This window comes from Ereboglobus luteus, assembly GCF_003096195.1.
Taxonomy (GTDB): domain Bacteria; phylum Verrucomicrobiota; class Verrucomicrobiia; order Opitutales; family Opitutaceae; genus Ereboglobus; species Ereboglobus luteus.
The window spans coordinates 1,721,055-1,733,169 of sequence record NZ_CP023004.1; the positions used below are offsets into that span (position 1 = coordinate 1,721,055).

A 12,115-nucleotide genomic window follows, 5' to 3' on the forward strand; every position below is an offset into this window, starting at 1 on the left:
ATATGGATCAGCAACCTGGAGTGGCATCAAAACGGCGCCGGGTCCGGGCCTTTTCCGTCTATCATTAGACATCATTCATTCTTTATTAGTGCGCGGAGCGCGCGCAAGGAGCTGTAGTGTTTAACAGATAGCACAGCGGGCTTTTAACTCGCAAGGTGCGGGTGCGAATCCCGCCGGCTCCACCAATTTTCACCTGCGGTCATTGAGGGCGGCAAGAGCGGAGAAGTCTTCCGCCGCCGAGCGACCTGAGCCGCAGTCTAATTTTTTCCAGGTAGGGCGAAGCCTCCGGCTGAGCCGACGCGGTTTGAATATCGCAACGTTTTTCGGCTCAGCCGGAGGCTTCGTTCTGCCTAAACATAAACAATATTATATTGAGTTAATATTATTCAGGTGCGCGGCCCGGGTAGCGGGGCACCGGCTTGTGACGCCGGAGAAGCGGGTGCAATTCCCGCCCACCTGACCAGTATGCGGTCGAGGGCAAACCAGCAGAGCCGTCTGCCTGTCGAGCAGAAGATAGCGGGGGCGGCACCCGCCGACCGCGCCAATTTTTTGCCGGGTAGCATAATAGTAATGCGACGCCCTGTTAAGGCGGTGGATGCAAGTGCGACTCTTGCCCCGGCAGCCAGTCTCTCAGTCGTATCGGAGGTTTGGATGCGACGAGGGGAAAAGCCGGCCCGGTGTGTAATCGCATCGGAGCAAAAGTTTCCTCCGCTTTGCCGGCACCAATTTTTCCGGACGTGGTGTAGTAGTCAACATGCTCGCATTGGAAGCGAGGGACCGCGGGTGCGAATCCTGCCGTCCGGACCATTTTTTTTGCGGTGTCGTCTAACAGCAGGACCACGGACTTTGAATCCGGAAATGGAAGTGCGAGTCTTCCCGCCGCAGCCAGTGCAGTCTCTCGTGAAGAGAATGGACAACCCCATGTCAGGAGCACGGAGTATTGCAGAAAAGATCTTCGCTTCAGTGTCAGCGGGCTGCAGCTATCCCTGCGGCAAGCGGCGGGGCATTAAGCCGTCTTTATTAATATGCGCTGGTTTTGAAGCCCAAAGGGCTTCCATAGCTTAGCCCAGGGTTGCTGCAGCAACGCGAAAGCTACCCTGGGTTAATATAGAAAAATAAACATGACCCTGTAAGGGTCGCACAATCGAAATCTCACGATGCTTTGTGCAACCCTTGCAGGGTTGTGTATTAAAAACTTTGATACCCAGGGTAGGCTCCTGTGTCGCCAACCCTGGGCTGATGTATAAAACCCCGTTGGGGTTTAGCTTATTTTTTCAATTACCCGAAACCTGCCCCAAGGCTCTTTATATTTATCATTATATATTTCCAATTTTCCGGACAGTGAGGCTTGGAGTTACTTCGTAGCTCAATGGTAGAGCAATCAAATCCTAATTGATGTGTTGCGGGTTCAATCCCCGCCGAACTCGCAAGAGTTCATCACTCCAGCCGCCGTTCTTCCGGAATTCTCTTTTCGGGCAGTGAAGGTGAAGATACTTCAACCAACGACAAAGGCCAGATGCTCCCGGGCCGAGGGATCGATGAGCCGGCGTGTAATGCGCCGGCTTTTGCGCGTAGTGCTAAAATCGAAACCGAGCGGTGTGTGGCGCGGCAGGGCTCCTAAACCAAGCCCTGCTATGCAACATGTCAGCGCACTCCGTCAGGGAGCGCCTCTTCGCCGATTATTCTCCCGAAATCCTTTTGTGCGGGCAATCCCCGCACGGTGTTGCATCCACTTTCGAGGGCAGTGAGGGCGCGGTTACTTCCCGTCACGAAATCCAACCGCGCTCGTGAATCCTCCCTCGATCTTGGCGGCACCGTTTTCCACTTTTCCTTTGAGGGTGGTGAACGCGCAGTTACTTCGGAAAAGCGCCCATGCGTCGCCGTTCTAATCGGCAAATTCCGCGCATCCCATTCTCCCTCATTTCTTATTTTTCAATTTTTTGCAGGCAGTAAGTTTGCGGTTACTTCTTAACCGAAAAGTCGGCGGTTCAAATCCGCCAGCGCGAAAGCGCTTGGCCCAGTGGTAGGGCATTCGGACGCCGCGAGGCATCTCCGCGAACGCCGTTCTCCTGCAATGTTACATTACCACACGCAACCCGGCGCACCGGGCAAACCAAACAACCAGGAAAGGAGGCCAACCATTATGGCCAAATTCAGCAAAATCCTGTCCGCTGCGCGCAAAACTTTCATCCGCGCGCCGGACACCGTCAACCATGCCGGCGGCGCCGCCTACGCGCAGCCCGCCAAGCTCGAACTCGTTTCGACGCTCGTCACCTCGTTCCTTCAGGACGAGTTTTATCGCACCGAGCCTCAGACCGTGGCGCGCATCCGCGAACTCATCGCGATGCTCGTTGCGACCGATCCGCTCTTTGTCGCGAAAGCCGCGCTCTACGCGCGCCACCAGCACGGCATGCGCTCCGTCAGCCACCTCGTGGCCGGCGAGATCGCCAGGCACGTGAAAGGCGCCTCGTGGAGCAAAAACTTTCACGACAAAATCGTGCGCCGTCCCGACGATGCGATCGAAATCCTCGGCTACTATCTCGCCGCCCACGGACGTCCGCTGCCCAACTCCCTTAAAAAAGGGCTCGGCGCAGCGCTCGCCCGTTTCGACGAGTATCAGCTCGCGAAATACCGCCGCGATCACGCCGCGTTCAAACTCGTCGACGCCGTCAACCTCGTGCGTCCGCCCGCCACGCCCGCGATCAACGCGCTCATGCGCGGTCGGCTCGCTCCCGCGACAACCTGGGAGACGCGCCTCACGCAGGCCGGCGCCGCCGCGGCCGCGGAAAGTCCCGACAACGCCGAAGCCCTCGCCGCCGCGAAAGCGGACGCTTGGGGCTCGCTCGTCCGCGAGCGCAAACTCGGCTACCTCGCGCTTCTCCGCAACGCGCGAAACATCCTCGAGCACGCGCCCGACGCCGTCGGCGAACTCTGCGGGCAGCTCGCGGACGAAACCGCCGTGCGCCGCTCGCTCGTGTATCCGTTCCAGTTCCTGACCGCGCTTGACGCGCTCAGGAAAGGCAACCTCGCCGGCACCGACCGCGTGATGGACGCGCTCAACCAAGCCGTCGATCACTCGCTCGCCAACGTCCCGCGCTTCGAAGGCGCGACCCTCGTCGCGCTCGACTGCTCGGGCTCGATGGCCGGACACCCGCAGGCCATCGGCTCGCTCTTCGCGGCCGTGTTGGTCAAGGCGAGCGGCGCGGACCTGATGCTCTTCAGTGACGACGCGCAGTATCACGCGCTCAACCGCCGCGACACCACGCTCACCGCCGCGAAAAGCATCCCCTTCGCCGCCGGCGGCACGGACTTCAACGCGATCTTCCAGTGCGCCAACCGCGCCTACGATCGCGTGATCGTGCTCTCCGACATGCAAGGCTGGATCGGTGGCGGCGCGCCCCTCGCGGCGCTTGCCGACTATGAGCGCGCGCACAACGCCTCGCCGCGCATCTTCAGCTTCGACCTGAACGGCTACGGCACGCTCCAGTTTCCGCGGGAGCGTGTTTACTGCCTCGCGGGCTGGAGCGACCGGGTGTTCGAGATCATGCAAAAACTCGACCACGATCCGCGCGCCCTCGTGCGCGAAGTCGAGGCGGTCGAGCTTGGCTGACGGACAACAATTCACGCGTTGCATGAGCGTGACACACGGGCTTCCGCCCGTGGGTTTGGAAAATGAAACACCGCAAAAGCGACATTTCACCGCGGGGCGATTTGCCCCGCGAGGTTTGCGCGGCATGGCAGCAACTTTTTGCCATGAGAGTTGGAGCGCACGGATGATTCACCGTGCCGCGCCGCGCAAACTTTTCCAACCCACGGGCGAAGCACCCGTTTTCTTTTCGTTTATTCGTTTTTCGTAGCGCAGACTGCCAAGTCTGCCCTCCTTAAAAATATTCAACCACCAGCATGCAGACTTGGCAGTCCGCGCTACACTCACCTCGACGCCAAATGCCACATGCCGCAAACCGCGCAGCGATACGCCACGCGCCGCCGCTCGACACCCGCCAGCAACGCGGCATCAAGCGCGTCGCCCTGTGATTTGTAGCGACGTTTGCGGGTGCACATCCTGTGCCGCAGTTCGCGAGACGGCTCGCGTGCCGGCTTCCTTGCCATGCGTGTGACACTATTTTCCGCCGCTCACCCTGCAAGCCGCTTCAACCATTTTTCCATCCAACAACCCTTCATCGTCCAAAAGCCAGGACGCGGCCGTGCGAAGGCCGAAATCGAGGTGCAAGTCCTCGTGAAGGGACCACGTTTTCAAATGTATAATGAGTAATGTATAATGAATAATGCGCCAGCCCTGCCATTACGCGCACATTCACCCGGTTCATTATACATTTAAAATTATCCATTATTCATTAGCGCGAAGCGCGCACAGAACACACGCCACCGCTCACCACACATTACATATTCTTCATCCAACATTCACCATTAACGCGCAACGCGCGCGCAAACACCATGACACCGCTCCTCGACAAACCGCTCGTTCTCTCGCTCAACCGCTCCTGGCAGGTTATCGGCCACCGCACGGTCAGGCAGGCGCTCGTCGCGCTCAACGGTGGCGATCCCTCCGCCGCCTCCGCGCTTCCGCCCGCGCTCGGCATCGACATCGCCTACGGGCAACACGCCGACGGCACTTGGGATTTTTCCCATCCGCTCTACCTGAACCCGCTCGCTTGGGACGACTGGCTCGCGCTGCCGATCCGCGATTTCGACCTCACCGTCAACACGCCGCGCCAGGCCGTCCGCGTGCCCACGGTCATGATCGCAACCAACTACGCGAAAATGCCCGTGCGCATGCCGCGCCTCACGCGCGAGGCGATCTACGAGCGCGACGGCGGCGTCTGCCAATACACCGGCGAATACGTCGGCCGCGGCAACGGCAACCTCGACCACATCGTGCCCCGCTCGCGCGGCGGTCGCGACACGTTCGAAAACCTTGTCTGGGCCAAGCGCGAAATCAATTCGCTCAAGGCCGACCGCCTCCCGCACGAGGCGGGCCTGCGCCTCCTGCGCAGCCCGCAAACACCGCGCCCGCTGCCCGCCTCCGCGCTCATCCGCGAAGTGCGCCACCCAGACTGGCGCCACTTCATCACCGCATCCGCATAACAAAAACAATAGCCGCAAAAGGCACAAGAAGCACAAAACGAACCCTGCTTTCTTTGCGCCTTTTTGAGCCTCTTTGCGGCTATTTCAATTCTCAAAAAAACACACACATTATGAATACCAACATGGAAATTAAAGCACGCGATCTCATCGCCGCCGGCTGGCACGAGGGCAAACGCCTCGGCCCTGCGCTCCGCCGCGCCCGCGAACTCGAGGCGTCCGGACTCCCGCGCGCGCACATGCTCGCGCAACTCGAGGCCGAGTTTCCGAAACAGCTCATCGTCGCCTTGCCGCGCCACGAACCCGCGCCGCTTGCCGAGGCGATTGAGGCGGAAACGCCGGAGGAAATCGCCAACGTCGAACTTGCCCGTCAGCGCATGCGCGAACTGCTCACGATGCCCGTCGTGCAGCGCGGCGTCATCATGCCCGACGCGTGCCCTTCCGGCCCGCAACGCGCGTGCATTCCCGTCGGCGGCGCAATCGCCGTCGAAAACGCAATCATTCCCGGCGCGCACTCGTCCGACATTTGCTGCTCGATGTTCGCCACGTTTTTCCCGGCGAACCATCCGACGCAGGAAATCATGGACCATCTCTTCAAGCTCACGCACTTCGGCGCGGGCGGACGCCGCCGCGGCGAGCAATGGACCTCGCCCGTGCTCGACGAACCGGTATGGGAAAACCGCTTCCTGAAAAATCTCCGCTCTCGCGCGCAGGATTTCATGGGCACGCAGGGCGACGGCAACCACTTCGCCTACGTCGGGCGTATCCAGTTTTCCGATACACAGCGCGCCGCGCTCGAATCCGCGGGATACACCGAGCTGGCCGAGTGGATCGTGCGCCGCGACGGCGAGTTCAACGTCCTCGTCACGCATCACGGCTCGCGCGGTCTCGGCGCCGACCTCTTCAAGCGCGGCCATGTCGCCGCGCGCAAGTGGTGCGATGAAAACGCGAAGGACGTGCCCGATTCCGCCGCGTGGCTCGCCGCCGACTCGCCCGAGGGCCGCGACTACTGGGACGCGTTGCAATACATCGCCCGCTGGACGCGCGAGAACCACGCGCAAATCCACGCCGCGCTCCTGCGCCGCCTCGGCCAGCGCGCGCTCGTGCAGATCGGCAACGAGCACAACTTCGTCTGGAAGCGCGGCGATGGCGTCTTCATGCACGGCAAGGGCGCGACCCCCGCCTGGCGCGACGCGCAAGGCCGTCCGCTCCTCGGCTTGATTCCGCTCAACATGGCGCGCGAAATCCTCCTCGTGCTCGGCGCGGACAACGACGAATACCTCTCGTTCTGTCCGCACGGCGCGGGCCGCAACCTCTCGCGCTCCGCCATGCTCCGCGGCTACCGCGATGCCGACGGCGAACTCGATCCCGCGCGCGTGCAACAAACGCTCGCCGAGACGACCGCGGGCCTCGACATCCGCTGGCACAACGGCGCGCCCGACCTCTCCGAGTCCCCTCTCGGCTACAAGGACGCGACAAAAGTGAAGGCGCAAATCGAGCGCTTTGGCCTCGCGACAGTCGTCGGCGAAATCCAGCCCCGCGGCTGCATCATGGCCGGCGAAGCGCCCGAGCCGCATTGGATGCGCGCCCGCCGCGAAAAACGCGAGGCTCACAAAGCCCAGCGCCGCGAGGGCGACGCGGAGGCGGCGGTTTGACGGAGCGACGGCTTCCCAGCCGCCGGGAGCGATAACCATCCGCCGGAAATCGGCGCGTCATCATGGCGCGCTGGCATCGGCCAGCGATTCATATTGTGTATGACGAACGCATCGACTGCATGCGATCTTCTCGCATTTTTGTAAATAGTATGGCCATTTTTGGTAGGGCGGTTGGCAGACTGTCGCTAACGCTCGAAACGCCGAAACCACTGCGGTTGTCGCTCGTAATTCTCGGCGCGCTCGGCGAGCACGCCCTACCCAATGCGGATACCGTTTCACTCAAATTTCTCTAGCGTCCGGTGGTGGAAAACGCGCTCCTGAATAAACTTATTCACACCAGAGAATATAATCTCGCGCGGTGCGCGGCGGGTGCAATCAATCGATGCGCAACCAAGCCGCCTTTCATCATCACGCCATGCGATTTTTCACGCGAAAACAAGAAACCGACGCACCGACGCCTCTCCATCGTCGCATCCGTTGGCTGCGCGTGGCCGGCGCGCTGTCGGTCGCAAGCGTATTGTTTGTCGCGTTTGCGAATTATTATATAATCACGGCAAACCGGGATTATATATACGATGATATTGCGGTCGTTCCGGCGTGCGATGTCGGGCTTGTGCTGGGAGCGAGCTCGCATCTGGCCGACGGTCGCGAAAATATGCACTTTGTTTCGCGCATGGACGCGGCGGCGGCGCTGTATCACGCGGGCAAGGTGCGGCATTTGCTTGTGAGCGGGGACAATCACAGCGCCGATTACGACGAGCCGACGGCGATGAAAAACGCGCTTGTCGCGCGCGGTGTGCCGGCGGGGGCGATCACGTGTGATTTCGCGGGATTTCGCACTTATGATTCGGTTGTTCGCGCGAAGGAAATTTTTGGCCTGTCGGATCGCGTGATCATTGTCACGCAGCGTTATCACAATACGCGCGCCGTGACGCTGGCGCGCGCGAACGGAATCGGCGCAATCGGCTTTTGCGCACGCGACGTGGTTTTTCGCCATTCGGTCCGCACGGAAATCCGCGAGATTGTTTCGCGCACATTCGCGATGCTGGAGATTTATATATTTCCGCACAAACCGCGCCATCTCGGACCTCGCGAGCCGATTGTTTTGTCCAAGGTTCCGGCAGGAGCACCGCAACTTGGGATGCAGTGATAGATTGAGCTTTTCGATGTGAACTATCGCGGGGAGATGCTTTTTGGTAGGGCGAACCCTCCGGGTGAGCCGGGAATGTTTCGGCTCACCCGGAGGGTTCGCCCTACCAAAAGATGCGACTGAGCAAATCGAACATGCTCGCGACTATATTTCGTCCGGTTTTTTTCGGGTGTTGTGTTCACCTCGCGTTGCGACCTTCAATCCGGTCACCCGAAATGAATCGCAATGATATTGGCGGGAGTCCCGGTTACGGGGTGGGCGGCGTGCTTGTTGTCACGTTTATGAGGGGCGGCGTGACGAGGAGTTGTGAGTTGAGGCCGGGGAGTCGTTCGGAGAATTCGTCGTCGGGGTCGCCTGGCGAAGGGTGCGCTGCACCATGCCCATTTTGGCGTCGAGGTTGTCGACCATAGAAACGAAGACGGCCTCGGGCGTGGCGGCGTAGATGGCCGCGCCCCATTCGGGTTCGCCTTGGTGCGAGAGGATGATGTGTTCGAGGCGCTCGAGGAGGTCGGCGTTGAGGCGGGCCTTGAGTCCGTGTTTGCGGGCGATCTGGTAGCCGAGGACGACGTGGCCCTGAAGGATGCCCTTGCGCGAGCGGCGCGTGGCGAACGCGCCTTCATATTCGATGGTCTTGCCGGTGTCGTGAAGGAGGATGCCGGCCATGGCGAGGTCGGGGTTAATTTCGGGATAGACGGGGAAAAGCGCCTTGGCGGCGCGCGCCATGTGCGTGGTGTGCTCAAGCAGGCCGTGGCGGTAGGCGTGGTGCATGGCGACTGCGGCGGCGGAGGCGCGAAAGGCGTCGCCGATTTCCTCGAAGACGCCGCGCACGGTCATGCGGAGTTCGTCGTGCGCGATGGAATCGATGTAGGCTTGGAATTCGGCCCAGAGCGCGTCGGCGTTTTCGGGCGGGGTTTCGACAAGATTTTCGAGCAGGTTGGGATTTTGGACGAGTTCCTCCTCGGTCAGCGGGGTGAGCTTGAGGATTCTGGGCGAGAGGCGTCCGTTGAAGTGATCGACGCGGCCCTCGATGCAAACGGGCGAACCCTCGGCGAGCGATCGGGTGGTGTCGAACTGCGGATGATCGGCGAAGAGATTGGCATTGAACGAACCGGTGCGATCGCCGACTTCGATTGAGAGAAACGGATTGCCATTCGACGCGGTCTTGGCCGTGCAGCGCTTGAGAATGTAGGTGCCGGTGAAAGGCGCGCCTGAAGGCGTGTCTTGTGAGCGAAGGTCGCGGACGGTGAGCTGGGGGGAGGTGGAGTCGGGCATGGTGGAAAAATTAAGATAATAAACTTTGCACAGAAGGAAACGTCGGGAGCCGTAGGTTTTTGTGGGGCAAGCGAGTGTTTATGGAGTGATTATGTGTTCTGTCGTTTCGAAAATAGTGCTAATTTTTGCAGAAAATCGACCGTCGGATGCTGTGAGAATATGCCGATTCTATGCGGAGGAATAAATCTAATATTCGTTCCGAATGGAGTGCTTTTGTTTAGTGTAATAGTGATCATTTCCGGGCTAAGGCGGTGATTTTTCACGGAAACTATGTCACAGATATCGACGACAATTTCTTTGGTCAGACCCTTGATGTGGAGGGCATTGGTTTCGGAATTATAAAATACATCTTTTAAGGGAAAAAGCGCAAATGCGAATAATGCCATGAGAATTATAATAAGGAAAATGGATGCAGTATAACTCTCATTGAATCCAAGCCATCCAAGCACCATGCATAATAGGGGAAAGATGACCTTCCAGAAAAATGTAGCACGTGATGAAAGGCGAAGCATGGGGCATGCAGTTTTGGGTCGATTGATCTTATGTCGAATATTTCTTCACCAACTTCGTGTAATCTTTGAATGCCGGGTGCTCGGTGGTGCCCACCACGCTGTAGAAGATGGTTTCCGAGGGGAGGGCGTAGGCACCGAGGCGGATCAGGGCGGCGAGGGCTTCGCGGGCGTCGTCGGGGCGGCGGGCGCTTAGGCAGTCGGTGAGGAGCGTGACTTGCAGGTCGCTGTTGATGGCGTCGAGCGCGGTTTGATAGACGCAGATCGGGGTCTCGATGCCGCAGAGGATGAGGTGCTCGACTTTGTGTTTTTCGAGGAGGGTTTCGCGGATGCCGTCGTCGGCCAGCGCGGAGAAGGTGTTTTTGGCGAGTTGCTGCGGTTTGCGGCGCGTGCCTCCGGCGGCGGCTTTTAGGAATTGCGGCGCGGTGGGGCCGAGTTTTTGCGGGACTTGCTCGGTGAAGGCAACGGGGATGCCGAGCAGGCGCGCGGCTTCGATGGCGAATTCGCAGCGCGAGGAAAGTCGCCCGGCGTCGGGCATGGCTTTCAGGAAGATATCTTGCAGGTCGATGCAGAGCAGGAGGGCGCCGGGGATGGGGGAAGACATGGAGGAGAGGATGGAGGAGGCGGGAGGAATCGGAATTGATTAACCACGGAGGACACGGATGAGCACGGAGAGGTGGAAAGGCAGAGTTCTTTTTTCTATTCGGGACTCTGTGTCTCTCCGTGCTCTCTGTGGTTAATTTTTTGCTATCAGAGCCGATACTTGGATTTGAAGGGGTTTATGTTGGCCTTCTTTTTGACGGCTTTGTTGGCGGCGAGGTGCTCCAGGATTTTGAATGCGAGCTCGGGATCGCCGCCGACTTGCGCGGCGAGTTGCTCGGCGGTGGCGGGCTTGGCGTCGGGCGCCCGGAGCGCGGCCATGAGTTTTTGCTTGAGGGCGATCACGGCGGTGGCGGCCTTCTTGCCCGCCTCGACGCCGGGTTGGTGATAGGCGTTGATATTGACCAGGTTCGCGTAGAGGCCGACGGCGCGCTCGTAGAGGGCGATCAACATGCCGAGTGTGCGCGGGGAGATGTCGGCGACGGTGATCGTGATCGAGTGACGGTCTTTTTCGGTGAGCGCGGCGCGGGTGCCGAGGTAGAAGCCTTGCAGGTAGTCGCCTGTGGTGATGCCGGGCTCGACCTCGATGGCGGTCTTGGCAGGGCGGTCCTTGAGGACTTCGATGAAGGTGATGAAGAAGTTGTTCACGCCCTCGCGGAGTTGCTGCACGTAGGCGTGCTGGTCGGTGGAGCCTTTGTTGCCGTAAACGGCGATGCCTTGGTTGACGACGGCGCCGGCGAGGTCGAGTTCCTTGCCGAGCGACTCCATGACGAGTTGCTGGAGGTAGCGCGAGAAGAGGAGCAGGCGGTCCTTGTAGGGGAGGATGACCATGTCCTTCGCGCCGCGTCCGTCGGTCGCGTAGTGCCACATGAGGGCGAGGAGGGCGGCGGGGTTGCGCGCGGTGTCGGCGCGGCGGGTGACTTCGTCCATGGCGGCGGCGCCGGCGAGCATGGCGTCGATGTCGATGCCTTGGAGCGCGGCGGGGAGAAGGCCGACGGCGGAGAGTTCGGAGGTGCGGCCACCGACCCAGTCCCACATGGGGAAGCGGGCGAGCCAGGCTTCGGCGGTGGCGGTTTGGTCGAGCTTGCTGCCGGCGCCGGTGATGGCGATGAAGTGCTTGGCGTAGTCGAGCTTGGCGGCGCGGAAGGCGGCGGCGGCCTCGAGCTGGCCGTTGCGGGTTTCGACGGTGCCGCCGGATTTGGAGATGACAATGACGAGGGTGCGGTCGAGGCGGCGGCGGAGCGTGTCGAGCACGTAGTCGATGCCGTCGGGGTCGGTGTTGTCGAAGAAGTGGATGTCCATTTTGTCGCGGCGGGGCTGGCCGAGGGCGTGCTGGACGAGTTGCGGTCCGAGCGCGGAGCCGCCGATGCCGACGACGAGCAGGTCGGTGAACTTCTTGCCGGTGGAGCCCTTGATTTCGCCGGAGTGGATTTTGGCGGCGAAGTCCTTAATGGAGGCGAGGGTGCCGGTGATGGCGTCGCGGAGCTCGGCGGTGGGGGCGAGGGCGGCGTTGCGGAGCCAGTAGTGGCCGACCATGCGGTTTTCGTCGGGATTGGCGATGGCGCCGCGCTCGAGCTCGGCCATGGCGGCGATGGCGCGCTGCGCGGCGGGTTCCATGTTCGCGAAGAAATCGTCAGGGAACGGGATGCGACTGATGTCGAGCGAGAGGCCGAGCGAGGCGTTGTTGTAGTAGTATTTTTGGAAGCGTTGCCAGGTCATGATGAGTGTGGTCTACGAGTTTGCGAGTGGTTTGACATGCGGAATGAACCGCGGAATTGAAAGTTTGAGAGTTTGGATGGTGAAAATACAGGAGAAAAGCCGTTTGT

8 protein-coding genes and 7 tRNA genes are annotated in these 12,115 nt (G+C 60.4%); 12 read left to right on the forward strand and 3 right to left on the reverse strand.

All coding sequences use genetic code 11. From position 1 onward, the window contains the following. Positions 1–107: 107 nt before the first annotated feature. From CKA38_RS06400 to CKA38_RS06445, 12 genes are all read left to right on the forward strand, one after another. Positions 108–185: transfer RNA gene (locus CKA38_RS06400), tRNA-Lys, on the forward strand. A gap of 202 nt (positions 186–387) precedes the next feature. After that, positions 388–463, forward strand: a tRNA-His gene (locus tag CKA38_RS15350). Between the two features lie 4 nt (positions 464–467). After that, a tRNA-Asp gene (locus tag CKA38_RS15355) sits at positions 468–544 on the forward strand. 6 nt (positions 545–550) lie between these two features. Further along, a tRNA-Asn gene (locus tag CKA38_RS06405) sits at positions 551–625 on the forward strand. 106 nt (positions 626–731) lie between these two features. Further along, positions 732–807 (forward strand) — tRNA-Pro (locus tag CKA38_RS06410). A 7-nt stretch (positions 808–814) separates the two neighbouring features. Continuing rightward, a tRNA-Gln gene (locus tag CKA38_RS06415) sits at positions 815–888 on the forward strand. Positions 889–1,351: 463 nt separating this feature from the next. Then, positions 1,352–1,427: transfer RNA gene (locus tag CKA38_RS06420), tRNA-Arg, on the forward strand. Between the two features lie 214 nt (positions 1,428–1,641). Then, the gene (locus CKA38_RS16340; RefSeq protein ID WP_236919191.1) at positions 1,642–1,791 is read left to right on the forward strand and encodes a hypothetical protein; all 150 of its coding nucleotides are present in this window, start codon (positions 1,642–1,644) and stop codon (positions 1,789–1,791) included. A 352-nt stretch (positions 1,792–2,143) separates the two neighbouring features. Then, positions 2,144–3,610 carry a TROVE domain-containing protein gene (locus tag CKA38_RS06425; RefSeq protein ID WP_161554773.1) on the forward strand — a complete coding sequence of 489 codons (1,467 nt, stop codon included), beginning with the start codon at positions 2,144–2,146 and terminating at the stop codon, positions 3,608–3,610. Positions 3,611–4,455: 845 nt separating this feature from the next. Beyond that, positions 4,456–5,106, forward strand: coding sequence for an HNH endonuclease (locus CKA38_RS06435; protein ID WP_108824748.1), 651 nt, complete (start codon positions 4,456–4,458; stop codon positions 5,104–5,106). Between the two features lie 110 nt (positions 5,107–5,216). Further along, complete coding sequence (locus tag CKA38_RS06440; protein ID WP_108826451.1) at positions 5,217–6,758, forward strand: RtcB family protein; 1,542 nt, start codon at positions 5,217–5,219, stop codon at positions 6,756–6,758. Between the two features lie 415 nt (positions 6,759–7,173). After that, positions 7,174–7,908, forward strand: a complete 735-nt coding sequence (locus tag CKA38_RS06445) for a SanA/YdcF family protein (RefSeq protein ID WP_192881150.1) — start codon at positions 7,174–7,176, stop codon at positions 7,906–7,908. A 279-nt stretch (positions 7,909–8,187) separates the two neighbouring features. Here the strand turns inward: CKA38_RS06445 and CKA38_RS06450 are convergent, their stop codons facing one another. From CKA38_RS06450 to CKA38_RS06460, 3 genes are all read right to left on the reverse strand, one after another. Next, positions 8,188–9,180, reverse strand: a complete 993-nt coding sequence (locus tag CKA38_RS06450) for a 3'-5' exoribonuclease YhaM family protein (protein WP_236919193.1) — start codon at positions 9,178–9,180, stop codon at positions 8,188–8,190. 540 nt (positions 9,181–9,720) lie between these two features. Further along, positions 9,721–10,293 carry an isochorismatase family protein gene (locus CKA38_RS06455; protein ID WP_236919195.1) on the reverse strand — a complete coding sequence of 191 codons (573 nt, stop codon included), beginning with the start codon at positions 10,291–10,293 and terminating at the stop codon, positions 9,721–9,723. 146 nt (positions 10,294–10,439) lie between these two features. Further along, complete coding sequence (locus CKA38_RS06460; protein ID WP_108824750.1) at positions 10,440–12,008, reverse strand: glucose-6-phosphate isomerase; 1,569 nt, start codon at positions 12,006–12,008, stop codon at positions 10,440–10,442. Positions 12,009–12,115 lie beyond the last annotated feature (107 nt).

Bases quoted from the DNA above. Each gene is read 5' to 3' on its own strand.
- CKA38_RS06445 (WP_192881150.1), top strand. From the start codon at position 7,174: ATGCGATTTTTCACGCGAAAACAAGAAACCGACGCACCGACGCCTCTC.
- CKA38_RS06460 (WP_108824750.1), bottom strand. From the start codon at position 12,008: ATGACCTGGCAACGCTTCCAAAAATACTACTACAACAACGCCTCGCTC.
- CKA38_RS06435 (WP_108824748.1), top strand. From the start codon at position 4,456: ATGACACCGCTCCTCGACAAACCGCTCGTTCTCTCGCTCAACCGCTCC.
- CKA38_RS06440 (WP_108826451.1), top strand. From the start codon at position 5,217: ATGAATACCAACATGGAAATTAAAGCACGCGATCTCATCGCCGCCGGC.
- CKA38_RS16340 (WP_236919191.1), top strand. From the start codon at position 1,642: ATGTCAGCGCACTCCGTCAGGGAGCGCCTCTTCGCCGATTATTCTCCC.
- CKA38_RS06455 (WP_236919195.1), bottom strand. From the start codon at position 10,293: ATGTCTTCCCCCATCCCCGGCGCCCTCCTGCTCTGCATCGACCTGCAA.
- CKA38_RS06450 (WP_236919193.1), bottom strand. From the start codon at position 9,180: ATGCCCGACTCCACCTCCCCCCAGCTCACCGTCCGCGACCTTCGCTCA.
- CKA38_RS06425 (WP_161554773.1), top strand. From the start codon at position 2,144: ATGGCCAAATTCAGCAAAATCCTGTCCGCTGCGCGCAAAACTTTCATC.